Annotated in this window: 26 protein-coding genes; 15 read left to right on the top strand and 11 right to left on the bottom strand. The window is 70.6% G+C overall.

Features of this window, described 5'->3' with window-relative positions; genetic code table 11:
• From ACZ63E_RS28040 to ACZ63E_RS28025, 4 genes are all read right to left on the bottom strand, one after another.
• A complete protein-coding gene (locus ACZ63E_RS28040) occupies positions 1 to 1,716 on the bottom strand; it encodes a glycosyl hydrolase family 18 protein (RefSeq protein ID WP_465339082.1) in 1,716 nt (571 codons plus the stop codon).
• Between the two features lie 205 nt (positions 1,717 to 1,921).
• Entirely contained in the window at positions 1,922 to 3,118 is a 1,197-nt protein-coding gene (locus tag ACZ63E_RS28035; RefSeq protein ID WP_465339081.1) for an alginate lyase family protein, read from the bottom strand.
• Between the two features lie 137 nt (positions 3,119 to 3,255).
• Positions 3,256 to 3,963, bottom strand: coding sequence for an aspartate/glutamate racemase family protein (locus tag ACZ63E_RS28030; protein WP_465339080.1), 708 nt, complete (start codon positions 3,961 to 3,963; stop codon positions 3,256 to 3,258).
• Positions 3,960 to 5,381, bottom strand: coding sequence for an NCS1 family nucleobase:cation symporter-1 (locus ACZ63E_RS28025; protein WP_465339079.1), 1,422 nt, complete (start codon positions 5,379 to 5,381; stop codon positions 3,960 to 3,962). The genes ACZ63E_RS28030 and ACZ63E_RS28025 overlap by 4 nt, the downstream gene beginning before the upstream one ends.
• 137 nt (positions 5,382 to 5,518) lie before the next feature.
• Here ACZ63E_RS28025 and ACZ63E_RS28020 point away from each other — a divergent pair, with 137 nt between their 5' ends.
• Positions 5,519 to 6,196 (top strand): GntR family transcriptional regulator, encoded by a 678-nt coding sequence (locus ACZ63E_RS28020; protein ID WP_465339078.1) that lies wholly within the window; start codon positions 5,519 to 5,521, stop codon positions 6,194 to 6,196.
• On the opposite strand, the gene ACZ63E_RS28015 is transcribed toward ACZ63E_RS28020, so the two are convergent.
• On the bottom strand, positions 6,172 to 6,780 hold the full coding sequence (locus ACZ63E_RS28015; RefSeq protein WP_465339077.1) for a DJ-1/PfpI family protein: 609 nt from the start codon (positions 6,778 to 6,780) through the stop codon (positions 6,172 to 6,174). The two genes, ACZ63E_RS28020 and ACZ63E_RS28015, sit on opposite strands and share 25 nt — an antisense overlap.
• A 64-nt stretch (positions 6,781 to 6,844) precedes the next feature.
• Between ACZ63E_RS28015 and ACZ63E_RS28010 the strand changes: the two genes are divergently transcribed.
• The 4 genes from ACZ63E_RS28010 (at position 6,845) to ACZ63E_RS27995 (ending at position 11,978) form a co-directional block, all read left to right on the top strand.
• Positions 6,845 to 8,176 (top strand): aminotransferase-like domain-containing protein, encoded by a 1,332-nt coding sequence (locus tag ACZ63E_RS28010; RefSeq protein WP_465339076.1) that lies wholly within the window; start codon positions 6,845 to 6,847, stop codon positions 8,174 to 8,176.
• A gap of 226 nt (positions 8,177 to 8,402) precedes the next feature.
• Entirely contained in the window at positions 8,403 to 9,563 is a 1,161-nt protein-coding gene (locus ACZ63E_RS28005; RefSeq protein WP_465339075.1) for an acyltransferase, read from the top strand.
• A gap of 88 nt (positions 9,564 to 9,651) precedes the next feature.
• Positions 9,652 to 11,352, top strand: coding sequence for a CTP synthase (locus tag ACZ63E_RS28000; protein WP_465314399.1), 1,701 nt, complete (start codon positions 9,652 to 9,654; stop codon positions 11,350 to 11,352).
• Positions 11,349 to 11,978: an NUDIX domain-containing protein gene (locus ACZ63E_RS27995; protein WP_465339074.1), complete on the top strand. Its 630-nt coding sequence runs from the start codon at positions 11,349 to 11,351 to the stop codon at positions 11,976 to 11,978. The genes ACZ63E_RS28000 and ACZ63E_RS27995 overlap by 4 nt, the downstream gene beginning before the upstream one ends.
• A gap of 21 nt (positions 11,979 to 11,999) precedes the next feature.
• Here ACZ63E_RS27995 and ACZ63E_RS27990 read toward each other — a convergent pair whose 3' ends face one another.
• Positions 12,000 to 12,503: a DUF1707 domain-containing protein gene (locus ACZ63E_RS27990; protein ID WP_465339073.1), complete on the bottom strand. Its 504-nt coding sequence runs from the start codon at positions 12,501 to 12,503 to the stop codon at positions 12,000 to 12,002.
• 78 nt (positions 12,504 to 12,581) lie between these two features.
• On the opposite strand from ACZ63E_RS27990, the gene xerD reads away from it, so the two are divergent.
• From xerD to ACZ63E_RS27955, 7 genes are all read left to right on the top strand, one after another.
• Positions 12,582 to 13,511: a site-specific tyrosine recombinase XerD gene (xerD, locus tag ACZ63E_RS27985; protein ID WP_465339072.1), complete on the top strand. Its 930-nt coding sequence runs from the start codon at positions 12,582 to 12,584 to the stop codon at positions 13,509 to 13,511.
• 146 nt (positions 13,512 to 13,657) lie between these two features.
• On the top strand, positions 13,658 to 14,629 hold the full coding sequence (locus ACZ63E_RS27980; RefSeq protein WP_465339071.1) for a ParA family protein: 972 nt from the start codon (positions 13,658 to 13,660) through the stop codon (positions 14,627 to 14,629).
• Entirely contained in the window at positions 14,626 to 15,030 is a 405-nt protein-coding gene (locus ACZ63E_RS27975) for a cobyrinic acid a,c-diamide synthase (protein WP_465313476.1), read from the top strand. Before ACZ63E_RS27980 ends, ACZ63E_RS27975 begins: the two co-directional genes overlap by 4 nt.
• The gene (locus ACZ63E_RS27970; RefSeq protein ID WP_465339070.1) at positions 15,030 to 15,938 is read left to right on the top strand and encodes a segregation and condensation protein A; all 909 of its coding nucleotides are present in this window, start codon (positions 15,030 to 15,032) and stop codon (positions 15,936 to 15,938) included. The genes ACZ63E_RS27975 and ACZ63E_RS27970 overlap by 1 nt, the downstream gene beginning before the upstream one ends.
• On the top strand, positions 15,935 to 16,816 hold the full coding sequence (gene scpB / locus ACZ63E_RS27965; RefSeq protein ID WP_465339069.1) for an SMC-Scp complex subunit ScpB: 882 nt from the start codon (positions 15,935 to 15,937) through the stop codon (positions 16,814 to 16,816). The genes ACZ63E_RS27970 and scpB overlap by 4 nt, the downstream gene beginning before the upstream one ends.
• A complete protein-coding gene (locus tag ACZ63E_RS27960; protein WP_465339068.1) occupies positions 16,803 to 17,555 on the top strand; it encodes a pseudouridine synthase in 753 nt (250 codons plus the stop codon). The genes scpB and ACZ63E_RS27960 overlap by 14 nt, the downstream gene beginning before the upstream one ends.
• 113 nt (positions 17,556 to 17,668) lie before the next feature.
• The gene (locus ACZ63E_RS27955) at positions 17,669 to 19,510 is read left to right on the top strand and encodes a Xaa-Pro dipeptidyl-peptidase (RefSeq protein ID WP_465339067.1); all 1,842 of its coding nucleotides are present in this window, start codon (positions 17,669 to 17,671) and stop codon (positions 19,508 to 19,510) included.
• Here the strand turns inward: ACZ63E_RS27955 and ACZ63E_RS27950 are convergent.
• The 5 genes from ACZ63E_RS27950 to ACZ63E_RS27930 form a co-directional block, all read right to left on the bottom strand.
• Entirely contained in the window at positions 19,507 to 19,638 is a 132-nt protein-coding gene (locus tag ACZ63E_RS27950; protein ID WP_465339066.1) for a hypothetical protein, read from the bottom strand. The genes ACZ63E_RS27955 and ACZ63E_RS27950 overlap by 4 nt on opposite strands.
• Positions 19,620 to 19,814 carry a hypothetical protein gene (locus tag ACZ63E_RS27945; RefSeq protein WP_465339065.1) on the bottom strand — a complete coding sequence of 65 codons (195 nt, stop codon included), beginning with the start codon at positions 19,812 to 19,814 and terminating at the stop codon, positions 19,620 to 19,622. Before ACZ63E_RS27945 ends, ACZ63E_RS27950 begins: the two co-directional genes overlap by 19 nt.
• A gap of 278 nt (positions 19,815 to 20,092) precedes the next feature.
• The gene (locus tag ACZ63E_RS27940) at positions 20,093 to 21,286 is read right to left on the bottom strand and encodes a cation:proton antiporter (RefSeq protein WP_465313482.1); all 1,194 of its coding nucleotides are present in this window, start codon (positions 21,284 to 21,286) and stop codon (positions 20,093 to 20,095) included.
• A gap of 7 nt (positions 21,287 to 21,293) precedes the next feature.
• Complete coding sequence (locus ACZ63E_RS27935; RefSeq protein ID WP_465313483.1) at positions 21,294 to 21,776, bottom strand: cation:proton antiporter regulatory subunit; 483 nt, start codon at positions 21,774 to 21,776, stop codon at positions 21,294 to 21,296.
• A 36-nt stretch (positions 21,777 to 21,812) separates the two neighbouring features.
• A complete protein-coding gene (locus ACZ63E_RS27930) occupies positions 21,813 to 22,181 on the bottom strand; it encodes a DUF4267 domain-containing protein (protein WP_465339064.1) in 369 nt (122 codons plus the stop codon).
• A 91-nt stretch (positions 22,182 to 22,272) separates the two neighbouring features.
• On the opposite strand from ACZ63E_RS27930, the gene ACZ63E_RS27925 reads away from it, so the two are divergent.
• The 3 genes from ACZ63E_RS27925 to ACZ63E_RS27915 all read left to right on the top strand — a co-directional run bounded on the left by ACZ63E_RS27925 (position 22,273) and on the right by ACZ63E_RS27915 (position 24,291).
• Entirely contained in the window at positions 22,273 to 22,839 is a 567-nt protein-coding gene (locus ACZ63E_RS27925; RefSeq protein WP_465339063.1) for a TetR/AcrR family transcriptional regulator, read from the top strand.
• A gap of 91 nt (positions 22,840 to 22,930) precedes the next feature.
• Positions 22,931 to 23,635, top strand: coding sequence for a (d)CMP kinase (gene cmk, locus ACZ63E_RS27920; RefSeq protein ID WP_465313656.1), 705 nt, complete (start codon positions 22,931 to 22,933; stop codon positions 23,633 to 23,635).
• Positions 23,632 to 24,291, top strand: coding sequence for a lysophospholipid acyltransferase family protein (locus tag ACZ63E_RS27915; protein WP_465339062.1), 660 nt, complete (start codon positions 23,632 to 23,634; stop codon positions 24,289 to 24,291). The genes cmk and ACZ63E_RS27915 overlap by 4 nt, the downstream gene beginning before the upstream one ends.
• Position 24,292 lies beyond the last annotated feature (1 nt).

Genomic DNA, 24,292 nt, shown 5'->3' with positions numbered 1-24,292 from the left:
TCAGCTCGCGAGCCACAACGCCGGGACGTTCGGCGGTTCCCAGCCCACCAGTGAGGTGTGGGCCTGCCGGCACGTGTACGTGACGCCGTTGTAGGTCACCTTCGCACCCGTCGCGTACGCCGTGTTCGGGGCCCACGCGGGCATCGACGGCGGCGTTGTCGGGGTGGTCGGCGTGGTGGGCGTGGTCGGGGTGGTGGGGGTTGTCGGAGTAGTCGGGGTCGTGGGTGTGGTGGGGGTCGTCGGGGTGGTGGTCGGCGGTGGGGTCGAGCAGTTCGGCGTCGAGGCCGCCAAGCCGTTGACCACCGCGTGGAACAGCGTCGAACCCGGGTCCAGGTCGTAGAGCGAGAACATCATCGCGCCGCCGAGACCCGTGCAGTGGATGTAGTCCGTGCGGGCCTTGATCGACTGCGCCGACGAGCCGCCGTAGAAGTTCGTGCCGTCGTAGAACCAGGCCGACTGCGTGACCGGGTCCCAGTACGTGTCCGCCGGGTTGTCGACGAGGCCGGACAGTTCCTTGTACATCGCGACACCGGGGACGTTGCCGCTCAACGCGTGGCCGGGTGACGGGCCCGAAGCGGACTGGTAGAGCCCGTGGTTCGAGCCGGCCGGGACGCCGGTCCAGCCGCGGTAGTAGAACGGGATGCCCAGTGTCAGCTTGTTCGCCGGGAAGCCGCCCGCGATGCCGTACGCGCTGTTGCCGTGCAGGTAGTCCTTGACCACCGAGTCGATCGTGTACTTCTCGGTGCCCGGCGGGATCGTGCCCGACGGGTCGCTCGGAGACGAGTACAGCGGGTCCTGGAAGTTCGTCGGCCCGGTCGCGTCCCACGCGCCGTGCATGTCGTAGGTCATCGCGTTGCCGAAGTCCAGGTACTGGCCGATCTTGTCGGTCTGGATCTTCGCGATCTTGTCCTGGCCGCCCGGCAACGCGGCCGACAGCGCGTAGTGCTTGCCGCCCAACGCGTCCAGCTCACTGCGGAACTCCGCCATCAGCGCGGTGTAGTTCGCGGTGTCGGCGGCGCTGTAGTGGTTGCCGACGTGCCCGGTCGGGGAAGCCGGGTACTCCCAGTCGATGTCGATGCCGTCGAAGATGCCCGCCGCGGTGCCCGGGCCGCCGTACCCGCCGGCCGCCGGGATGTTGCCCTCGATGAACATGTCGAGGCACGAGCTGACGAACTTCTTGCGCGAGGCGTCGGTCGCGGCGGCGTCGGAGAAGTACTTCGAGTACGTCCAGCCGCCGATCGACAGCAGCACCTTGAGGTTCGGGTGCCGCGCCTTGAGCTCCTGCAGCTGGTGGAAGTTGCCGGCGACCGGCTGGTTCCAGACGTCGGCGGTGCCGTCGACGCTGATGTCGGAGCCGAACGACTTCTGGTAGTCGGCGAACTGGTCGCCGCCGCCGTCGCCGGCGTTCGGGTCGGTCTCGCCGCCCGGGTCCGGCGTGGTCGCCTTGGTCGCTTCGAAGCAGGTGTGGTTGGTGGGGTCGATGTTCTCGAAGTCGTAGAGCAGGTAGTCGAGGTTGTTGGCGATGGAGTCGACGTTCTTCAGGTAGTAGGCGTTCTGGTAGATGGACCACTGGTCGAAGTAGGCGATCCGGACCCCGCCGGAGGTCGCCGCGGCGGCGCCTTGGGCGGCCGGTCCGGCGATCGTGAGCGCGCCCACGACCACGGCGGCCGCGGCGGCGGCGAACCACGCCAGTCTTCGGGAAACTCCTCTGGCCATGCTGTCTCCTCGCGCAGGCGGACGGCCCTCTCCCGGCCGCGACGGCGCGGGAGAGGGCGTACGCGACGGTTCTTCACGAAGCGGGTCCGGCCCCGGTCATGAATGTGCGCGCGAGGACACCGAGTGTCAATACTTTGGACTAGACCAATCTCGCGAAGCGTGCGCTATGGGGTGTGGTGTCCGGATTTCCCAGCGTTGGTAGGGGTTACTTGAGCGGCGGGTCGAGCGGGAAGCACGACACGCGCACCGGCCAGGTGTCCCCGCCGGCGGGCAGCGGCATCTTCTTCAGCGCCGCGGCCGCGGCGTGGAAGATGTCCGCCGCGATCGACTGGTCGAACACGCCGATCTGCTGGTGCGGCCAGCCCGCGGCGCCCTGCAGCGCGCCCGGGATCAGCTGGTCGACGACCTTGCGCAGGGTCACCCCGTTCGGCGCGGTGTACTTCCAGACGTCGACACCGAGGTTCTTCCCGAGTTCCGCCATCCGGCCCCACGCGGTGAGGTTGAAGTTGACGTAGTGCCACGACATCGTCCGCGACAGCTCCAGCGGCTGGCTGCCGTCGGCGGCGAACTGCACCGGGAACCGCTTCTTCTCGGCGTCCAGGACGATCTTCTTCGCCGTGTCCCGCTTGCCGAGGTACGCGGCGATCGTCGCGTTCTGCATGTCGAGGAAGGTGCCGTGGTTGTTGGTGGCGGCCAGTTCCAGCTTCGCCTGCGGGCTGGTCTGCATCCAGTTCAGGTACTGCGTGAGCCACGCCTTGACGCCGTCGCGGTCCTTGCCGGTCCAGCCCGGCGCGCCGCCGTCGAGGAGGGCGAAGACGTCGAGCACCTGGCTGAACGACTGCGTCGAGTCGATGATCCCGGTGCCGCTGATCGTGGTCTTGCACGGGATGATCTGCGAGTAGGTCATGTTCGGGTTCATCTTGGTGGCCGGGTCGAGGAACCAGGTCCGGATGTCCAGTGCCGCCCGCTTCGCGTATTTCGCGTCGCCGGTGTAGTACCAGGCGAGCGAGAGGTAGTACATCGCGTCCCAGGCCACCATCCGGTAGGTGTGGTCGGTGATCGCGTCGGCCTCGGGGTTGCGCTGGCCGTCCTTGTTGACGTACGGGCAGCCCTGCGGGTTTTCCGGGGTCTTCTCACTCGCCCACCAGTACGGCGCCTGGCTCAGGTAGTCGTGCTTGTCGCCGCTCGGCGGCGCGGTCGGCTTGTCCAGCACCGACCACGGCCCGGCCGTCAGCGCGGTGTTCGCCTTGGCCAGCACGACTTTCAGCGCGTCCCGCTGGGCCTGGGACGCGTGCCCGCCGCGCAGCGCCTGCTTGATGTTCGCGAGCTTGGCGCCGTCGGTGACGATCGTGTGCGGTGGCGACGCGGCGGCCGCCGTTCCGCTGATCGGGACCAGGAGCATACTCGCGGATACCGCCATCGCGCCGAGAACGCGGAGCCTTCGCACGTCGACCGCCTTCCGGGGACGTCAAGATCCCCACGTCGTCACCGGGCGGCGGTACGGCTGAGGGGGATTCTGGCGTCCCCGTGCGGTGGGTGTCAATCGGGCCAGGTCCGGCGCTTGTCGAGCGGCTTGGCGTAAGAGCCCGCGCGGCTGGTCTTCAGCCCGAGGCCGACGAGCGACTCGGCGAGCCGGACGGCCGCCGCGACGCCGTCGATCACCGGGATGTCCAGCATCGTGGCGATCTTCCGGTCCAGCCCGGTCATCCCGGCGCAGCCGAGCACGAGCACCTCCGCCCCGGCGTCCCGCGCCCGACGGCCGGCGGTCAGCAGCGCCGACTCCGTCCGGCGTTCGTCGGTCAGCTCCAGCACACCCAGCCCGGCGCCGGTGACCGTGACGCAGTTCCGCGCGACCCCGGCGGTGTGCAGGCTGTCCTCGATCAGCCCGACCGTCCGGTCCAAAGTGGTCACGACGCCGTAGCGGCGGCCGAGCAGGCACGCCAGGTGCGCGGCGGCTTCGGTGATGTCGACGACCGGGACGTCCAGCAGCTCGCGCGCGCCTTCCCGGCCGTGCTCGCCGAACCCCGCGAGCACCACCGCGTCGAACGGTTCTTCCAGGCCCCGCAACAGGTCCAGCACCGCTGCGGCGGACAGGAAGCTGTCCAGCCACCCCTCGGCCGACTCCGGGCCCCACTTCGGGGTCCGCGCCAGGATCTCCGTGTCGGGACTCGCGGCCGCGCGGGCCCCGGCTTCGATCTCCTTCGTCATCGCCTCGGTGGTGTTGCAGTTGGTGACGACGATCTTCATCGGTGCTTCCTCGAGACCGCGAAGTACAGTAACGCCGACGACGCCGTGCCGATGAACCACGAGTACGGCGCGGCCGGGGCGAAGAACGGCACCAGCGCGATCACCGCGGCGAGCGCGGCGGTCGGGAAGAACGTGACGAGCGCGCGCGGGTTCACGCGGGGGTAGATCCCGCCGTCGACGAACAGCTGCGCGACGTCGACCTTGCCGCGGCGGATCAGGTAGTAGTCGACGATCATGATGCCGAACAGCGGCCCGAGGAACGCGCCGAGCCCGCCGAGGAAGTAGTTGACGACCGTCGGCGAGGAGTACAGCTTCCACGGCAGCACGCACAGCGCGGCGACCGCGCTGATCATCCCGCCGATGGTGAAGGAGATCCGCTTCGGCCAGATGTTGGCCAGGTCGTAGGCGGGGGAGACGAAGTTCGCGACGATGTTGACGCCCATGGTGGCGATGGCGAACGTCAGCGCGCCGACGATCAGCACGGGAGTGTTGTGCACCTTCGACAACAGCTCCGCCGGGTCGGTGATGGCCTCGCCGAACACCTGCATGCTGCCCGCGGTGACGATCACCGACAGCAGCGCGAACGCCGTCGAGTTGATCGGCAGGCCCCAGAAGTTGCCGCGCTTCACCGTCTTCTGGTCCGGCGCGAAGCGGGAGAAGTCGCAGAAGTTGAGCATCAGCGTGCCGTAGGTGGCCAGGATGAGCCCGGCCGCGCCGAACCACTGCCGGATCTGCTCACCCGTCGAAAGCTGTTTCGGGCTGCTGGTCAGGGAAATGTTCCAGTGCCCGGCAGCGAGGATCCAGACGGCGAGGGCGATCATCACGACCCAGATCGCCGGGCCGCACCAGTCCTGGAACTTGCGCACGGACTCCATGCCCCTTGTCAGGATGAGCGCCTGGACTGCCCACAGGGCCACGAAACAGATCCAGCCGAGCGCGTGCAGGCCGAGGAAACCGTGCTCGGTCAACGGTTTCAGGCCGGGGTCGATGGCGAGCACGAGCAGCGTGATGGCGACGCTCGCGAGGTAGGTCTGGATGCCGTACCAGAAGATCGCGATGACCGCCCGGATCAGCGCGGGCAGGTTGGCGCCGAACGTGCCGAAGCTGATCCGCGCCACGACCGGGAACGGCACACCGGTGCGCTGCCCGATCCGGCCCATCAGGTTCATGCCGACGTAGATGATCACGAAGCCGAACAGCAGGGCGGTGAAGACCTGCCAGGCCGACAGGCCGAGCACGAACAGCCCGGCCGCGAAGGTGTAGTTGCCGAGGTTGTGCACGTCGGACATCCACAGCGCGAAGATGTCGTAGACCTTCCACCGGCGGTCTTTCGCGGGGGCGAGGTCTTCGTTCCAGAGCCGGGGATCCGGCGGTGAGCTCGTCTCTTGCTGGGATTCGGTGAGCGGGGCGGCGGTCATGCTTGCCTCCGATCGACGTGCAGCGACGGCGATTTGGGATACCAAAATTTGGCATCCCAAATATCACCCTCACGTCCGCCGTCGTCAACCCTCCGGCCCGTAAACTTGTGTTACAGGCATGTTGAGGGAGGGAACCGGTGACAACGGCGAGCGAGCGGCAACCCCTCGCGGCCACCCGGCAGCGGGTGCGCGACGAGCTGCGCGAGCGCATCCTGACCGGCCGGCTCCGCCCGGGCGACCGGCTGGTCGAGCGGGAGCTGGCCGAGGACCTCGGTGTGTCCAGGGTGCCCGTGCGCGAGGCGATCCGCAGCCTCGAAGCCGAAGGGTTCCTCGTCGAGCAGTCGGCGCGGCGGATCGTCGTCCGGCAGCTGGCGCGGGTCGACGTCGAGGAGCTGTTCGACGTCCGTGAGGCCCTCGAAGGGCTCGCCGCCGGGCGCGCCGCCGAACGGGCGGGCGCGCCGGAGCTGAAGCGGCTCGAGCGGATGCTGGCCGACGCCGCCCGCGCGACCGCCCGTGGCGACGCCGCCAAGATCACCGTGCTCAACTCGCGCTTCCACGACGAGATCGTCGCCATCGCGGGCAACACGCTGCTCACCACGATGCTGCAGCCCCTGCAGGGCCGGCTCCGCTGGCTGACCAGCCAGAACGAGCACTGGACCGAGCTGCTCGACGAGCACCGCCGGCTCTACGACGCGATCGCCTCGGGCGACGCGGAGCGCGCGCACGCCGAAGCCGTCGAGCACGTGCGCGTCAACCGGGAAGTGACGCTCACGTCGCTCTTCGGCACGGATCAGGCCACCGCCGGCTCCAGGTAGGGCGTGACGTTGCGCAGCGCTCGCGCGACGTAGTCCTCCTTCTCGCCGACCGGGGCGACGTAGTGCATCGCGTGCTCGGCGGCTTCGAGGCCGTGGAGCCGTGCGATGACCCATGTCGCGAGGTAGGTCGAGGCCAGGCAGCCGCCCGCGGTAGCGAGTGTGCCGCGGGCGAAGAACGGCTGGTTCAGCACCTCGACCCCGGCAGCGACGACCCACGGCCTGGTCGTCAGGTCGGTGCACGCGGGCACGTCGGCGAGCAGTCCCAGCTTCGCCAGGACGAGCGTGCCGGAGCACTGCGCGGCCAGCAGCTGCCGGGCGGGGTCGAGCCGGCTCAGCGTGGCCATGATCGCCGGGTCCTCGACGACTTCGCGGGTCCGCGCGCCACTGCCGACGATGACGGCGTCGGCGGCGCACGCCTCCTCGAGGTCGATCGCGGCGTCGATCGTGACACCGTTCATCGACGTCACACGCGGGGCCGGGCTTGCGATCGACACGCGTGAGCCGGGCACCCGGTTCAGGACGCCGAGGGCGATCAGCGAGTCGAGTTCGTTGTAGCCGTCGAAGGTCAGGATCGCGGTGTGCATGGCGGCCACGCTAAGGCCGCCGATCCAGGACAGTCCACAAATTGTCCTGCCTACAATCGGGTGCGTGCGGGTGCCGAAGTACAAGGGCGTCGTCGACACGTTCGCGGCGGGGATCCGGGCCGGGCGGTGGCCGGCCGGGGCGCGGCTGCCCACCCACCGCCGGCTGGCCGCGGACGAGGGCATCGCCGTCGTGACGGCGTCCCGCGTCTACGCCGAGCTCGAAGCGATGGGGCTGGTCAGCTGTGAACAGGGGCGGGGCACGTTCGTCCGCGACCTGGCCGCCGGGGACGGTGCCGACGAGCGGTCGGTGGCGGCCGACGCCGTCGACCTGAGCTTCAACTACCCGGCCGTGCCCGGGCAGGCCGACCTGCTGCGCCAGGCGCTGCGGGACCTCGCCACAGCGGGCGATCTCGACGCGCTGCTGCGCTACCAGCCGCACCGCGGCCGCGCCGAAGACCGGGCCGCCGTCGCCCGGCACCTGCGGCTGCGCGGGCTGGACGTCGGCCGAGAGCGGGTGCTGATCACCGGCGGCGCCCAGCACGGCCTCGCCGTGACGGCGATGGCGCTGTTCTCCCCGGGGGACGTCGTCGCGGCCGACGCCGTCACCTACCCCGGGTTCCGGGTGCTCGCGCGCACGCTCGGGCTGGAGGTCGCGCCGGTGCCGGTGACCGACGGCGGTCCCGACCTCGACGCCTTCGACCGGCTCTGCCGGCGGCGCCGCGTCCGCGCGGTCTACACGATGCCGACCCTGCACAACCCGCTCGGCTGGGTGCTCTCCGCCGAGCAGCGCGCGCGGCTGGTCGAGATCGCCCGGCGGCACGGCGTGACGATCATCGAAGACGCTTCGTACGCGTACCTGGCCGCCGACGCCCCGCCGCCGCTGGCGGCGCTCGCCCCGGAGTGCACGGTCTACGTGTCCGGGCTCTCGAAGAGCGTCGCGACCGGGCTGCGGATCGGGTTCGCCGCCGCGCCGGTCGAGCTCGTCCCAGCCGTCGAGACGGCGATCCGCGCGACGACCTGGAACACCCCGGCCCTGACGGTGGCCGTCGCGCGCCGCTGGCTCGACGACGGTACCGTCGAGCGCTTGGAGGCGGACAAGCGCGAAGACGCCCGGCGGCGCCAGGCGCTCGCCTCCGAAGTGCTCGCCGGGCTGCCCTGGCTCGGGCACCCCTCGTCGTACTTCCGGTGGCTGCCACTGGCCCGGGACTCCCGGCCGGACCGGATCGCGGCGGCACTGGCCCGGCGGCGGGTCGCGGTCTCGACGGCGGAGCCGTTCGCGACGACGACGGCGGTGCCGCAGGCGCTCCGGCTGGCCCTCGGTTCGGTCGGGACGACGGAACTACGGAGTGCGCTCGAAGCGGTCCGGGAGGAGGCCGATCGGGATGCTCTCCGCTGATCGGAGCGGCCGGCCGGGTGATGACGAAGGTCACGCTCGGTACCGGAGGGCTCACGCGTTAACATGATCCACGGCTCCCCGCTCCCTGAGCGGACGTGGCATATCCGACAGCCCGCCGGGGCCCCGCCAACAGGCGCTTCCCAGTGCCTTCATGGGAAATTCACAGAATGGGTGGCAAGTCTGACAACGTGAACCACGCCGACGACGGTGCCGGAACGGCGGCACGATGACGACTGCCCAGGCCACTCTCGAAGCTCCCGCCCGGACCACGAGACCGGGTGGGAAAGCGCCGTACCTGCACCAGATCGACCTCTTCCGGCTGATCACGTTCGCGTGCGTGATCCTCATCCACGTGGTGGGCGCGACCAACTTCGCCCAGGACGTCGGGGCGAACGCCGTCGAGACCCCGCTGCACTTCACGCGTGAGGCGTTCTTCGCGCTGACCGGGTTCGTGCTGGTGTTCCAGAACCGCGGCCGCGAGCTGACCGCGAGCGACTTCTGGCGCCGGCGGCTGCCGCTGGTCGCGACGCCGTACCTGGCGTGGACGATGTTCTTCTGGGCGTTCTCGCTGGTGACCGGCACGCAGCAGCCGGGCTCGCTCGAGGCGTCGATGCGCCTGCTGCTGAAGGACCTGGTGACCGGCGGCGCCTGGTACCACCTGTACTTCCTGCTCGTGACGATGCAGGTGTACCTGCTGTTCCCGCTGCTGATGAAGCTGCTGCGGGCGACCGCGGGCAAGCACAAGTGGCTGCTGCTCGGCAGCGGGCTGCTGCAGGTCGGCGTGACGTTGTTCATGACGTACCAGCCGCTGGGTGTCAGCTACGAGACGATCACCCACCTGTACGCCACGATCCTGCCCTACCAGTTCTACACGCTGTTCGGGGCCGTGGTGGCCATGCACTTCGAGGCCGTGCACGCCTGGGCGGGCCGGCACCGGCTGCTGCTCGGCGGCGCGCTCGTCGCGGTCTTGGCCGGCACCGAGTGGTACTACCTCCGGACCGTCCACAGTGGAACGTTCCCGCAGGTGGCCAGCGACCCGTTCCAGCCGTACCTGATCCCGTGGTTCCTCACGGTCATCGCGGCGATCTACGCGTTCAGCACGTGGTGGTCGGCGCGGCGCCGGGAAGGCGGCCGCGGGGCCCGGGTGGTCTCGTGGGCGGCGAACCGGTCGTTCAGCATCTTCCTGGTCCACCCGCTCGCGCTGGCCTTCCTCGGCCCGGTGATCCCGCACGTGGCCGAGCGCTTCGGCGCGCCCTGGCTGAGCGTGATCATCTACGTCGGCACGATCGCGCTGACGATCCTGATCGTCGAGGTGCTCCGGCGCCTGCCGGGCAGCCGGGCGCTGACCGGGCGGCCGCGCCTGAAGCTCGCGAAGGCCGCCGCGTAGTCACCCTGCCGGGTGGTCAACGGCATAAAACGACGTTCGGGCATGTCCCGGCGCGCGGATCCGGAGTCTTCGGATATGCTGGCGGCCCGTGGGACTTCAGTCACGGGCTACCAAGTACGTTTTTGTCACCGGAGGCGTCGCCTCCTCTCTGGGTAAAGGACTCACGGCTTCCAGCCTGGGACAACTCCTTACCGCGCGCGGGCTTCGCGTCACGATGCAGAAGCTCGATCCGTACCTCAACGTCGACCCCGGGACGATGAACCCGTTCCAGCACGGTGAGGTGTTCGTCACCGACGACGGCGCCGAGACCGACCTCGACATCGGGCACTACGAGCGCTTCCTCGACCGCGACCTCGACGGCAAGGCCAACGTCACGACCGGCCAGGTCTACTCCGAGGTGATCGCCAAGGAGCGCCGCGGCGAGTACCTCGGCGACACGGTGCAGGTCATTCCGCACATCACCGACGAGATCAAGTCCCGGATCACCGCCGCGGCCGAGCCCGACGAGGCCGGCCAGACGCCGGACGTCGTCATCACCGAGGTCGGCGGCACGGTCGGCGACATCGAGTCGCTGCCGTTCCTCGAGGCGTGCCGCCAGGTCCGCCACGACGTCGGCCGCGACCACTGCTTCTTCCTGCACGTCTCGCTGGTGCCGTACCTGGCGCCCTCGGGCGAGCTGAAGACGAAGCCGACGCAGCACTCGGTCGCCGCGCTGCGCAACATCGGCATCCAGCCCGACGCGCTGGTCTGCCGGGCCGACCGCGAGATCCCCGAGGACCTCAAGCGCAAGATCGGCCTGATGTGCGACGTCGACACCGAGGCCGTCATCGCCTGCCCGGACGCGCGGTCGATCTACGACATCCCGAAGGTGCTGCACGGCGAGGCGCTCGACGCCTACGTCGTCCGCCGCCTCGGGCTGCCGTTCCGCGACGTCGACTGGACGGTGTGGGGTGACCTGCTCGACCGGGTGCACAACCCGAACGAGGTCGTCCGGGTCGCCGTGGTCGGCAAGTACATCGACCTGCCGGACGCCTACCTGTCGGTCACCGAGGCCCTGCGTGCGGGCGGGTTCGCCCACCGCGCCAAGGTCGAGATCGTCTGGGTCGCCTCCGACGACGCGCAGACCGCGTCCGGCGCGGCGTCCGTGCTGTCCGATGTGGACGGTGTGCTGATCCCGGGCGGGTTCGGCATCCGCGGCATCGAGGGCAAGGTCGGCGCGATCGAGTACGCCCGCACCCGCGGCGTGCCGCTGCTCGGCCTGTGCCTCGGCCTGCAGTGCATGGTCATCGAGGGCGCCCGGCACCTGGCCGGCATCGCCGACGCCGGGTCGTCGGAGTTCGACGAGAACACCAAGCACCCGGTGATCTCGACCATGGCCGACCAGCGCGACGTCGTCGCGGGGGAGCGGGACATGGGCGGCACGATGCGCCTGGGCGCGTACCCGGCGAAGCTCAAGCCGGGCTCGCAGGTCGCGAAGGCGTACGGCACCACCGAGGTGTCCGAGCGCCACCGGCACCGCTACGAGGTGAACAACGCCTACCGCAAGCAGCTCACCGACGCCGGCCTGGTCTTCTCCGGCACCTCGCCGGACGACCGCCTGGTCGAGTTCGTCGAGCTGCCCGCCGACAAGCACCCGTTCTTCGTCGGCACGCAGGCGCACCCGGAGCTCAAGAGCCGCCCGACCCGGCCGCACCCGCTGTTCAGCGCGTTCGTCAAGGCCGTGGTGGACCGCAAGGTCGCCGAGCGGCTGCCGGTCGAGCTGCCCGAAGCCCCCGTGGCCGCCCGGTGACCGCGCCGGGCGAGCACGAGTTCACCGTCGCGTCCAGCCGTGACGTCCACATCGGACGGGTCGTCGGCCTGCGGATCGACGACGTCGTGATGCCGGGCGGCGGCACCGCGGTCCGCGAGGTGATCGAGCACCTGGGCGCGGTGGCGATCGTCGCCTTGGACGAGTCGCAGCGGGTCACGCTCATCCACCAGTACCGGCACCCGATCGGGCACCGGCTGTGGGAGCTGCCCGCGGGCCTGATCGACCACCTCGGCGAGGACCCGGTCGGGACGGCCAAGCGCGAGCTCGTCGAGGAGGCCGGTCTGGCCGCCTCGGACTGGGTGACGCTGGTCGACGTCGCGGCGTCACCCGGCTTCACCGACGAGGTGGTGCGGGTCTTCCTGGCCCGCGGACTGTCCGATGTGGACCGTGACGTGCTCGGCGAGGAGGAGGCGGACCTCGTCATCCGGAAGTTCCCGCTCGCCGAGGCCGTGCGGATGGCCCTGGCGGGCGAGCTGGTGAACGGCGCCACGGTGTCCGGGGTGCTGGCCGCGCACGCGGTGGTCACCGGCGGGGCCCCGGCCCGTCCGGCGGACGCCCCGTGGGAGGACCGCCCGACGGCGTTCGCCAAGCGCAAGGAGATCTGAGCCGCTCCGCTGCGTCCCGCCTCAGGGGCGCAGCGGGCGGCCTTCGGCGTCGAGACCGCCGTTGGCCAGCAATGCGATGCCGTCGATGATCGGCCAGATCACGCCGAAGCCGAAAGTGATCATGCAGACGAACAGCTGCAGCAGACCCAGGCCGATCTGGCCGGTGTAGAACCGGCCCACGCCGAAGGGCAGCACGATCTGCAGCACGCCGGCGACGGTCTTCGACCGGTAGGAGTAGGGGACCGGCTGCGGGTACGGCACCGGCATCGGCTGCGACGGCGCGTACATCGGCATCGACATCGGCGGTGGCATCGGCGACGGCGGCGGCCCGAAGAACCCCGGATGCGGCTGCGGCAGGTCGCCGAACAGCGGCCGCAGGTCGCCCAGGGTCGTCGCCGCGTAGGCGTCCGTCACCCGCGTCTCGTACTCGTCCGGCGTGATGCGGCCCATGCCGAAGTGGTCGGCGAGCAGCCTCGCCGCTTCTTCGCGCTCGGCCGTGCCGATGCGGAGCTGGTCCGACTCCATGAATCCAAGGTAACCGCGGCAAGCTGAGAACGGGGTTTCTGCCGGGTCACAGGTCTCGCGCGGCCTAAGGTGTCCGACGTGGCAGTCGCGGGCAGCACGGCCGAGGCGATCGCCGCGTATCTCGACCACCTGGTCGTCGAACGCGGGACCGCGCGCAACACGCTGGACAGCTACGCCCGTGACCTGCGCCGGTACGCCGCGCACCTCGACAGCGCGGGCATCGCGAAGATCGCCGACGTCACCGCCGCGCACGTCACATCCTTCGGGGCCGCTCTCCGGGAAGGCGACGGCGAGCACAAGCCGCTGGCCGCGTCGTCGGCCGCGCGGGCGCTCGTCGCCGCGCGGGGCCTGCACAAGTTCGCGCACGCCGAGGGCCTCACCGAGCACAACCCCGCCCGCGAGGTCCGGCCGCCGACCCCCGCGAAGCGGCTGCCCAAGGCACTGCCGGTCGACGACGTCCTGCGGTTGCTGGAGACCCCGCCGCCGGACGGCGACCGGTCGTTGCGCGACCGGGCGCTGCTGGAAGTGCTCTACTCCACCGGCGCCCGGATCTCCGAGGCGGTCGGCCTGGACGTCGACGACGTCGACGACACCGAACGCACCGTGCTGCTCGACGGCAAGGGCGGCAAGCAGCGGCTGGTCCCGATCGGCCGTCCCGCGCTCGCCGCGTTGCACGCCTACACCGTCCGCGCGCGGCCCGCGCTGGCCGCCCACGGCCGCGGCACCGCGGCGCTGTTCCTCAACGCCCGCGGCAGCCGGCTTTCGCGGCAGAGCGCGTGGCAGGTCCTCAAGGACACCGCCGAACGGGCGGGGATCGTCGCCGCGGTCTCGCCGCACACGCTCCGCCACTCCTTCGCCACGCACCTGCTCGAAGGCGGCGCGGACGTCCGTGTCGTGCAGGAACTGCTCGGCCACGCCTCGGTGACCACGACGCAGGTGTACACGCTGGTCACGGTCAACACGCTGCGCGAGGTGTACGCGACAGCGCATCCGCGGGCGTTGGGCTAGACGGCCCTATAGAGGGCCAACAGCCTTCCTACGCTGGACCGACGGTCGAGTGACATTGCCCCCTCGGGTCCGGCGCGTTGCTTTGCCGGGGCTCCGGCTCCGCGCATAGGCTGCGGCGGACTCGACGAACAAGGAGCTTTCCCGCCATGTCGACACCGAACCAGCCGGCCCACCCGGCCGAGTCCGCCGGGTCGGCGGCGGCGAACCTCAACGACGTCAAGATCGCGACCCCGGCCGTGCACGACGGGGACGACCCGGGCGAGCGCAACGGCAAGAAGGTGAAGCTCGAAGGGATCGGGCCGACCGGCCGCCCGATCCGCGAGCACGCCGATCCGGCGCCGCTGGAGCGCCACGGCCCGGCCAAGATCATGGCGATGTGCAACCAGAAGGGCGGCGTCGGCAAGACGACGTCGACCATCAACCTGGGCGCCGCCCTCGCCGAGTACGGCCGCAAGGTGCTGCTCGTCGACTTCGACCCGCAGGGCGCGCTCGCGGTCGGTCTCGGCATCCAGCCGCACGAACTGGACCAGACGGTCTACAACGCCATCATGGAGCGCTCGGTCAGCGCGACCGACGTGCTGATGAAAACCCGCGTCGACGGCGTTGACCTGCTGCCGAGCAACATCGACCTGTCCGCGGCGGAGGTCCAGCTCGTCGCTGAGGTAGGGCGCGAGCACACGTTGTTACGGGTCCTTCGTCCGGTCATGAACGACTACGACTATGTTCTTGTCGACTGCCAGCCCTCACTCGGCTTGCTCACGGTGAACGCGCTGACCGCCGCGGACGGCGTGATCATCCCGCTCGAGTGCGAGTTCTTCAGTCTCCGAGGCGTCGCGCTCCTGATCGACACGATCGAGAAGGTGCAGGAACGCCTCAACCCCAAACTGGACATAGTCGGGATTCTCGCCACCATGTACGACCCGAGAACCCTGCACTCGAAGGAGGTCATGGCTCGCGTGGTGGAGGCATTCGGCGAGACCGTGTTCGACACGGTCATCAACCGCACGGTGCGGTTCCCCGAGACGACGGTCGCGGGTGAGCCGATCACGACCTGGGCGCCCAAGTCGGCCGGCGCCGCGGCGTACCGCCAGCTTGCTCGCGAGGTGATCGCTCGGTGAGCAGGCGCGCCTCCCTGCCCGGAGCGTCGGAGCTCTTCCGCCTCACCTCCAGTCCCGCTCTCGACCTCCCGCCCCAGACGCCGCCGGCGCCCGCCGAGCCCGTCGAACCGGCGGGCAACGGCCGGACGGAGCAGCTCGCCCGCAGCGCGGCCCCGCACGGGTCCGGCCGGACCAAGCACGACGCGAAGATCACCGTGTACGTGTCCGGGGACGAGCTCGTGGCCATGGAACAGGCCCGGCTGACGCTGCGGGCCAAGCACGAGCTGGTCGTGGACCGCGGCCGGCTGGTCCGCGAGGCCGTCGCGGTGCTGCTGGCGGACTTCGACCAGAACGGCGAAGAGTCGGTGCTGGTGCAGCGGCTGCGGGTGGTCGGCTCAGACGGCGGCGAAACCGAGGGCTGATGGACGAGCCTTCCCCGGCACCGGCTCCGGCGGACGAGGTTCCCGAAGAGCACCAGACGGTGCACGGCGGGATGATTCCCGAAGGCGTGAACACCGAGGAACTGAGCACGTCGAAGTTCAAGGTGCGGCTGGCCAACTTCGAGGGGCCGTTCGACCTGCTGCTGCAGCTGATCTCGCAGCACCAGCTCGACGTCACCGAGGTGGCCCTGCACCGGGTCACCGACGACTTCATCGCGTACACGCGGGCGCTGGGCACCGACTGGAACCTCGACGAGACGACCGAGTTCCTGGTCATCGCGGCGACGCTGCTGGACCTCAAGGCCGCGCGGCTGCTGCCGTCGGCCGAGGTCGAGAGCGAAGACGACCTCGCGCTGCTCGAAGCCCGCGACCTGCTGTTCGCGCGGATCCTGCAGTACCGCGCGTACAAGCAGGTGGCGGCCCTGTTCGGCGAGCTGGAGCAGGGTGCGCTGCGGCGCTACCCGCGGTCGGTGGCGCTGGAGGAGCGGTTCGTCGGGCTGCTGCCCGAGGTCATGCTGGGCGTGACACCGGCGAAGTTCGCGGAGATCGCGGTGGCGGTCTTCCGGCCGAAGCCGCCGCCGACGGTGTCGATCGCCCACATCCACATGGGCCGCATCTCGGTCCGCGAGCACGCGGCGATCCTGCGGGTGATGCTGGCCGAGCGCGGCCAGGCGACGTTCGGCGAGCTGGTCGACGACTGCGAGCACACGGTCGAGATCGTGGCGCGGTTCCTGGCGCTGCTGGAGCTCTACCGCGAGGCGACGGTCCAGTTCGAGCAGACCGAGGCACTGGCCGAGCTGCACGTCCGCTGGACGGGCGGCTCGAAGGAAGAAGCCTCCGCGGCGGCCGAGCTGGACCGCGCCGCCGGAGACGAAGAGGAGTACGGGTGACCTCCGAAGAGAACGAGCCGTCGGCGACGGCGGCCGAGGTGGCGCTGGAAGAAGCGCTCTCCGGCGAGCCGGTGACCGAGGACGGGGATCCGGTCGAGCCCCTGCTCACGCAGCCCGAGCCTGTCGAGCCCGCGGAGGAGACCCAGCCTGAGCCTGAGGCTGCCGAGCCCGCGCAAGCCGCGGAGAGCGAGCCCGAGTCGGAGCCTGCCGCGCCCGCCCAGGCCGAGGAGCCGGAGCTTTCACGTGAAAGCTCCGCGCCTGCTGAGCCCGAGCCCGCCGATGACCCCGCGTCCGACCTGGTCGCCGCCGGGGACGCCGACGCCTTCCCCGACCTCACCGCCGACGAGGCCCTCGAAGCCGCTCTCGAGGCCCTTCTCCTGGTCGTCGACTCTCCCGCGAGTGAAGAGCTCCTCGCCGAAACCCTCGGCCAACCCAAGTCCCGCATCGTCGTCGCGCTGCGGACCATGGCGCAGAAGTTCACCGACCGGACCAGCGGGATCGACCTGCGGCGCGTCGGTGAAGGGTGGCGGTTCTACACTAGGGACGTCCATGCCCCGTTCGTGGAGAAGCTCCTGCTGGACGGCCAGCGGTCGAAGCTGACCCGGGCCGCGCTGGAGAGCCTCGCCGTGATCGCCTACCGGCAGCCGGTGACCCGGGCCAGGGTCGCCGCGGTGCGGGGTGTGAACGTGGACGGTGTCATCCGGACGCTGCTCGCGCGCGGCCTCATCGAAGAGATGGGGACCGACCCCGAGACGACCGGGACGCTGTACGTGACGACCGAGCTGTTCCTGGAGCGACTGGGGCTGTCGTCACTGAACGACCTGCCCGCGATCGCTCCGTTGCTACCCGAAGTGGACACCATCGATGACATCCAGTGAACACCCCGACGGCATCCGCCTGCAGAAGGTGCTGTCGCAGGCCGGGGTCGCCTCCCGGCGGGCGGCGGAAGACCTGATCGTGGCCGGCCGGGTCGAGGTGGACGGCCAGGTCGTCACCGAGCTGGGTCGCCGCGTCAACCCGGACGAGGCGGTCATCCACGTCGACGGCACCCGCGTGAACCTGCGCGACGACCTCATCTACCTCGCCCTGAACAAGCCCAAGGGCGTGCACTCGACGATGTCGGACGACCGCGGCCGCCCGTGTGTCGGCGACTACCTCGCCGGCCGCTACGAGGAGACCCCCGGTGTCGTCCACGTCGGCCGGCTCGACGAGAACACCGAGGGCCTGCTGCTGCTGACCAACGACGGTGACCTCGGCCACCGGCTGATGCACCCCTCCTACCGGGTGCTCAAGACCTACCTCGCCGAGGTCGACGGCCTGGTGCCGCGGGGGCTCGGCAAAGAGCTTCGGGGCGGCTGGGAGCTGCCGGACGGCATCGTCAAGGTCGACCAGTTCCGGGTCAAGGACATGCACTCCGGCAAGTCGCTGGTCGAGCTGGTCATCCACGAGGGCAAGAAGCACATCGTGCGCCGCCTGCTCAAGGACACCGGCCACCCGGTGCTGAAGCTGGTCCGCACCGCGGTCGGCGACGTCCAGCTCGGCAACCAGCGCGTCGGCTCGATCCGGCGGCTCACCAAGGGCGAGATCGGGGCGCTCTACCGGAACGTCGAGCTCTGACCGCTTTTCGGGGGTCCGGGTGGCGAAGCCCCCGGCCCGGGGCGAAGCCCCGGTTGGCACAGTCCCGACTTTCCGCCGTGGCGCGAGCCCGTCGTCGCTGCCAGCGTGGAGCCATGCGACCCGGTCTGGCACTGCTCGCGCTCATCCTCTTCACGACGTTCCTCCCCGGGGTGGCGCACGCGGCGCCCCGGGCGAGCGAACCGGTCTACGACTACACGAAGGCGATCCGCGAGACCGTCTGGGTGGACATCGGCCACGACGGGGACGGTGACGGCAAGCCCGACCGCGTCGCCGCCGACATCGTGCGGCCCGGTGAAGCGACCGGCCGCGTCCCGGTGATCATGGACGCGAGCCCGTACTACTCCTGCTGCGGGCGCGGCAACGAGAGCGAGCTGAAGACGTACGACAGCGCCGGGAAACCGGTGAAGTTCCCGCTGTTCTACGACAACTACTTCGTGCCGCGCGGGTACGCCGTGGTGCTCGTCGACCTGGCCGGGACGAACCGGTCGGCCGGCTGCGCGGACGTCGGCGGCAGCTCCGACGTCGACTCGGCGCGCAAGGTCGTCGACTGGCTCAACGGCCGTGCGACCGGCTACAGCGCGAAGACCGGCGGCAGCGCCGTGAGCGCGGGCTGGAGCACCGGGAACGTCGGCATGATCGGGAAGTCCTACGACGGCACGATCGCCAACGGCGTCGCGGCGACCGGGGTCGCCGGGCTGAAGACCATCGTGCCGATCTCCGCGATCAGCTCCTGGTACGACTACTACCGCTCCGACGGCGCCACCTTCGGCTTCAACCCGGACGGGCTGGCGCAGACGGTCGAAGCGCGCAACAGCGGCCAGAACTGCTCGGCGCAGAACCAGGTGCTCCGGCAGGGCGCGACGGCCAACGGCGACTACGGGCCGCTCTGGGCCGACCGCGACTACGTCACCCACGCGGGCAACGTGCGGGCGAGCGTGCTGCTGTCCCACGGGGTCAACGACCTCAACGTCAAGACGATCCACTTCGGGCAGTGGTGGGACGCGCTGAAGGTCGAGAAGAAGATCTGGCTGTCGCAGACCGGGCACGTCGACCCGTTCGACTACCGCCGCGACGGCTGGGTGGACCTGCTGCACCGGTGGTTCGACCACTACCTGCTCGGCCTCGACAACGGCGTCCAGAACGGGCCGCAGGCCAGCGTCGAGCGGCAGCCGGACCAGTGGGTGGACCAGAGCGCCTACCCGGCCGCCAACGCCGTGACCACGGCACTGCGGCCGCACACCGGCGGCACGCTCGGGACCGCGGCGGCGAGCGGGACGGCGTCGTTCACCGACAACCCGAACCTCGGCGAAGACACCTGGGTGACCAACCCGGGCAGCGCCGCGCTGACCTACTCGACCGGAACGCTGGCTTCGGCCCTGCAGGTGTCCGGGACGTCGAAGATCACGGTGACGGCGACGCCGAGCACGGCGTCGGCGCGGCTTTCGGCGCTGCTGGTGGACCTCGGCCCGGCGACGATCCGCAACTTCGCGGGCAGCGGCGAGGGCATCAAGACGGGGACGACGGAGAACTGCTGGGGCTCGTCGACGGCGGGCGACGACGCCTGTTACCGCGTGGCGTCCGCGGACGTGAAGAAGGTGAACTACACGATCCTCAGCCGCGGCTGGGCGGACCTCGCGAACTACGCTTCCCTGTCCCAGGAACAGGTCCTGACTCCGGGCACGCCGTACACGATGACGTTCGACCTGGCTTCCACGGACCACGTCGTGCCGAAGGGCCACGCGCTGGCGCTGGTCATCGGCGGCACGGACGGCAGCTTCATCCGCGGGCCGGCCCAGCCGGGCCGGGTGACGCTGGACCTGGCGAAGACGTCGGTGTCGGTCCCGCTGGCCGGAGTAGTCCCGGCGGCCTCGACCCACCCGTCCCTCGGCGGTGGCGTGTTCGTGCCGTCGGCGGGCCGGGCGGACCTGCGCTAGTCGTACTCGCGGGAAAGGACGTCGACGCGGCCGGTCGAGTGGTCGGCCCGGACGGTGTCCAGGCCCATGCCGTCCAGCTCGGCGATGGCCGAGGCGTGCGCCGTGGTGTTCAACGGCAGCATGCCCACCGGGCCATGGTCTCCATCAGCCGGTCCGCCGACGCCGAGGGCAGGTCCTCGTCGACGGCGATGTGCACCAGCAGGTGTTCCCTCGCCGTGTCGGGCCGGTGCGCGTGGGAGACCCACACCGTGCGGACCGCCGGGAACTCGCGGATCCGGCGCATCGCGGGGTCGGGCAGGGCCACCGCCGCCGGGTCGCGCGACCAGGTGAGCTTCAGCCGCTCGCCCGGGAGAGTGGAGCGCCAGGGTCTCGACCGGGGTGTGCACGACGATGTCCAGCAGCCGCACGGCGTCGCAGCGGACGGCCCCGGCCGCATCGGGAAGCTGGTCCGCGCAGTACGCCTCGTGACGAAGCCCGGGATCGCGGGCGTGCCAGGCGGACCTGCGCTGACCCCAGCGCTCCAAGGCGGCCTTGGGTGCGTTGAACGCACCGAAGGCCACATTGGGGCGCTCGGGACCTGGGTCAGCTTGCCTCAGCGGGCGCGGTCTTCGCAGCCGATTTCCGTTGCAGGGCGCGGGAGACCGGCTCGACGACGCGCGCCGCCGTCGGCCCGAGGATCGCCATCAGCAGGACGTACGCCGTGGCCAGCGCCGCCAGTTCGCCGTCCACCGCGCCCGCTGTCACCGCCAGGCCCGCGATCACGATCGAGAACTCGCCGCGGGCCACCAGCGCCGCTCCGGCGCGGGCGCGGCCCATCTTCCCGATGCCCTGGCGGCGCGCGGCCCACCAGCCGGTGCCGACCTTCGTCAACGTCGTCACCACGGCCAGCACGACCGCCCAGCCGAGCACCGGCGGGATCGACGCCGGGTTCGTGTTGAGGCCGAACACCACGAAGAACACCGCGGCGAACAGGTCCCGCAGCGGCTCGAGCATGTGCGTCGCGTTCTCCGCCGTCGAGCCGGAGATCGCGATGCCGAGCAGGAACGCGCCGACCGCGGCCGACACCTGCATCGCCGACGCCAGCCCGGCCACCAGCAGCGCCGCGCCGAGGACCTTGAGCAGGAACACCTCGCGGTCCGGGCTGTCGACGGCCGCCGAGACGTACCGGCCGAACTTCAGCGCGATCACCAGCACCACCGTGATCACCATGAGCGAGATCCCGACGGCTTCCAGGCCGCCGAGGAAGCTGACGCCGCCCAGCACCGCCGTGAGGATCGGCAGGTAGAGCGCCATCACGAGGTCTTCGAAGACGAGGATCGACAGCACCACCGGCGTCTCGCGGTTGCCGAGCCGGCCGAGGTCGCCGAGGACCTTCGCGACGATCCCGGACGACGAGATGTACGTGACACCCGCCATCACCATCGCGCCGACCGGGCCCCAGCCCAGCAGCAGCGCGACGGCCGCGCCGGGGGCGGCGTTGAGGACGATGTCCAGCACCCCCGCCGTCCAGGAGCGGCGCAGCCCGGTGAACAGCTCGGCCGCGGAGTACTCCAGGCCCAGCAGCAACAGCAGCAGGACAACGCCGATTTCGCTGGCCAGGTGGGTGAAGCCGCCGATGTCGGTCAGCGGGATCAGCCCGCCGGAGCCGAAGCAGAGGCCGCCGAGCAGGTAGAGCGGGATGGGGGAGAGGCCGATCTTCCCGGCCAGGCGCCCGAGTGCGCCCAGCACGAAGAAGACCGCCCCCAGTTCGATCAGGGACAGCGCGGTGTGGTCCATCGTGCGCTCAGCCGTACTTCAAGATCTTGACGGCGGCCTCGAGACCTTCGCTCGTCCCCACCGCCACCAGCAGGTCGCCGCCGGTGAGGGCGAAGTCCGGCGTGGGCGAGGGGTGGACCTGACCCGCCCGCGCCACCGCGACCACCGAGACGCCGGTGCGCGTGCGCATCGCGGTGTCGCCGAGCGTCCGGCCGTCGAACGGGCCGGACGGCTTGATCGGCAGCTGCTTCGTGCTGATCCCCGGCAGGTCCTGGTGCTCTTCGGTGAGCTGGGCGACCAGCTGCGGCGCGCCGAGCAGGTTGGCCAGCGTGCCCGCCTCGTCCGCGGTCAGCGGGATCGAGGCGGCGCAGGCGTCGGCGTCATCGGCTTTGGACACGATGAGCTCGGTGTGGCCGTCCCGCTGGGTCACGACGCCGATGCGGCGGCCGGTCCGGGTGCTGAAGTCCTTGCGGACCCCGATGCCGGGCAGGGGAGTTACTTCGACGTTCACCCAACCACCGTAACCCACGTGTCCGATTCGCGACGTTCAGCCGAGCAGGAGCAGGGCGGCCGCGACGACCATCACGAGGGCGGTCGAGCCGTGGACGCCGAACGCGATGGCCTTCTTCCCGCGGTGGCGAAGGATGATCAGCATGTCGAAGAGGGGCCAGACGGCCGCGGTGAGGATGACCCAGCCCAGCGCGTGCGGGTCGCCGTAGAGCATCAGGGCCAGCGGGACCAGGCCCGCGCCGACGTCGCGGCCGCCCTTGACGTTGAGGAAGCTTTCGGCGTTTTCGGGGACCTCGGTGAACCCGAAGCCCGCGGCGATCTTGGCCGGTGCGAAGAGGTAGTTGAGGCCGACGTAGATGATGCCGAGCGAGACGATCCCGACGAGGACGTAGCCGGTGACGAGCATGGTGTTCCCTCCAGTTTTCTAGCGCTGCTAGCGATACTAGCAACGCTAATCTAGCGACGCTAGTTTGTCTAGCGGTGCTAGTATCACCGGCATGACCCAGCGACAGCGCCGAGTGCGCGACCGGACCGAGCGTGGACAGCGGATCGTCTCCGCGGCCCGCGAGCTCGCCGAAGCGGAGGGCTGGGACGCGGTCACCACCCGGAAGCTGGCGGCGCTGATCGAGTACAGCCAGCCGGTGCTCTACAGCCACTTCCCCGGTGGCAAGGACGCGATCATGACGGCGGCCGCGCTGGAGGGTTTCGGCGAGCTGGCCGAGGTGCTGGCTTCCGCCCGCGAAGGCGGTGTCGCAGGGGTCGCGGGCGCGTACGTCGCCTTCGCCGAGGCCAAGCCCGCGCTCTACGACGCGATGTTCACGCTGGCTTCGGAGCTGCCGTTCGCCCAGGACGACACGCCGCCGGTGCTCCAGGAGGCGTTCGCGGGCCTGTACGCGGTGGTCGAGCCGGTGGCCGGCAGGCAGGCGCCGGGCACGCTGACCGAGGTGTTCTGGGGCGCGCTCCACGGCCTGATCACGCTGGACCGCGGCCGCCGGCTCTCCCCGGAGAACCACGCGGAGCGGCTGGCGGTGGTGGTGGCGCGCTTCGGCGCGCGGGGCGACTGATCTCCTCCGCGGCCCGACCGGCAGAATGGACCCCGGCGGAGACCAGGACGAGTACGCGAGGAGAGTGCCGGTGACGGGAGCCCTACGAGGTGTGGTCGCGCTGGACGGCCCGTCGGGGACCGGGAAGACCACCGTCGCCCGCAAGCTCGCCCAGCGCCTCGGCGCCGGGTACCTCGACACCGGCGCCATGTACCGGATGGTGACCCTCGCCGTGCTGCGCGCGGGCGTCGACCCGGCCGATCCCCAAGCCGTCGCGCAGCTCGCCGACACCGCCGACTTCGCCATCGGCACCAGCCCCGACCGGCTCGAGATCCGGCTCGCCGGCGAGGACGTCGCCGCCGACATCCGCGGGCCCGAGGTCACCAAGGCCGTTTCGCCCGTCTCGGCCGTGCCGCACGTGCGTGAGCTGCTGGTCGCCCGGCAGCGGCGGATCATCGGCGAGGTTCTCGAGGGGCTCGGCGGCATCGTCGTCGAAGGCCGGGACATCGGCACCGTCGTCGCGCCGGACTCGCCGCTCAAGGTCTACCTGACCGCGTCGGCCGACGTCCGCGCGTCGCGGCGCAGCACCCAGGACAGCGCGGCCGGGCGGAAGTCGTCGGTGGCCGACGCCCTGGCGAGCGTCGAGCGCCGTGACCACCTCGACTCCACCCGCGTGACGTCGCCGCTGCGCGCGGCCGACGACGCCGTGCACGTCGACACCTCGGAACTGTCCATCGACCAGGTGATCGTCGCGCTCAGCGAACTGGCCAGCCACCGCGGCCTGCTGGCGGGGTGCAACGCCGAGGTCGCGCGATGAAAGCTGACGGACTGCCCGAGGGCTCCGTCGGCGCGCTCCACGACGCCGGGCGGATCTTCGCCCGGTACCATCTGCGGTCGGTCTTCCGCATCCGCGTGCACGGCCGTGAGCGCATGCCCGCCACCGGGCCGGTGCTCGTGATCGCCAACCACAGCTCGATGATCGAGCCGCAGCTGATCTTCGGAATGCTGCCGCGGCGTTCGGCGTTCCTGGTCAAGGCCGAGCTGTTCACCGGGATCGTCGGGAAGTTCTTCCTGGCGATCGGGCAGATCCCGCTCAAGCGCGGCGAGATCGACCGCAAACCGCTGATGACGGCGGTCGGCGTGCTGAAGGACGGCGGTGTGGTCGGGATCTTTCCCGAGGGCACCCGCGGCGCCGGTGACGTCGGCGCGGCCGAGCGGGGTGCGGCGTGGCTGGTCCGGGCGTCCGGCGCGGTCGTGCTGCCGGTCGCGACGCGCGGGACGCTCAAGCCCGCGGACGGCAAGCGGCGCTGGCGCCCGCGCGTGGACATCCTCGTGGGGGAGCCGTTCTCGCGGAAGGTCGGCCCCGGCAAGACCGGGCTCGACCAGGGCACCGAAGAGCTCCGCGGGGAGCTCGCGGCGCTCGTGAAGACTTTGGACGATTGGCGCGGCGAAAACGGATTCGCCACGCCATAAG

The organism is Amycolatopsis sp. NPDC104819, assembly GCF_055583145.1.
The sequence above is the reverse complement of the archived record's forward strand: the minus strand, read 5'-3'. Positions and strand labels throughout refer to the sequence as shown.

Excerpts from the sequence above, each read along its gene's own strand:
- ACZ63E_RS28040 (WP_465339082.1), bottom strand. The coding sequence starts at position 1,716 with ATGGCCAGAGGAGTTTCCCGAAGACTGGCGTGGTTCGCCGCCGCCGCG.
- ACZ63E_RS28035 (WP_465339081.1), bottom strand. The coding sequence starts at position 3,118 with ATGCTCCTGGTCCCGATCAGCGGAACGGCGGCCGCCGCGTCGCCACCG.
- ACZ63E_RS28030 (WP_465339080.1), bottom strand. The coding sequence starts at position 3,963 with ATGAAGATCGTCGTCACCAACTGCAACACCACCGAGGCGATGACGAAG.
- ACZ63E_RS28025 (WP_465339079.1), bottom strand. The coding sequence starts at position 5,381 with ATGACCGCCGCCCCGCTCACCGAATCCCAGCAAGAGACGAGCTCACCG.
- ACZ63E_RS28015 (WP_465339077.1), bottom strand. The coding sequence starts at position 6,780 with ATGCACACCGCGATCCTGACCTTCGACGGCTACAACGAACTCGACTCG.
- ACZ63E_RS28005 (WP_465339075.1), top strand. The coding sequence starts at position 8,403 with ATGACGACTGCCCAGGCCACTCTCGAAGCTCCCGCCCGGACCACGAGA.
- ACZ63E_RS27990 (WP_465339073.1), bottom strand. The coding sequence starts at position 12,503 with ATGGAGTCGGACCAGCTCCGCATCGGCACGGCCGAGCGCGAAGAAGCG.
- ACZ63E_RS27980 (WP_465339071.1), top strand. The coding sequence starts at position 13,658 with ATGTCGACACCGAACCAGCCGGCCCACCCGGCCGAGTCCGCCGGGTCG.
- ACZ63E_RS27970 (WP_465339070.1), top strand. The coding sequence starts at position 15,030 with ATGGACGAGCCTTCCCCGGCACCGGCTCCGGCGGACGAGGTTCCCGAA.
- ACZ63E_RS27960 (WP_465339068.1), top strand. The coding sequence starts at position 16,803 with ATGACATCCAGTGAACACCCCGACGGCATCCGCCTGCAGAAGGTGCTG.
- ACZ63E_RS27955 (WP_465339067.1), top strand. The coding sequence starts at position 17,669 with ATGCGACCCGGTCTGGCACTGCTCGCGCTCATCCTCTTCACGACGTTC.
- ACZ63E_RS27940 (WP_465313482.1), bottom strand. The coding sequence starts at position 21,286 with ATGGACCACACCGCGCTGTCCCTGATCGAACTGGGGGCGGTCTTCTTC.
- ACZ63E_RS27930 (WP_465339064.1), bottom strand. The coding sequence starts at position 22,181 with ATGCTCGTCACCGGCTACGTCCTCGTCGGGATCGTCTCGCTCGGCATC.
- ACZ63E_RS27925 (WP_465339063.1), top strand. The coding sequence starts at position 22,273 with ATGACCCAGCGACAGCGCCGAGTGCGCGACCGGACCGAGCGTGGACAG.
- ACZ63E_RS27915 (WP_465339062.1), top strand. The coding sequence starts at position 23,632 with ATGAAAGCTGACGGACTGCCCGAGGGCTCCGTCGGCGCGCTCCACGAC.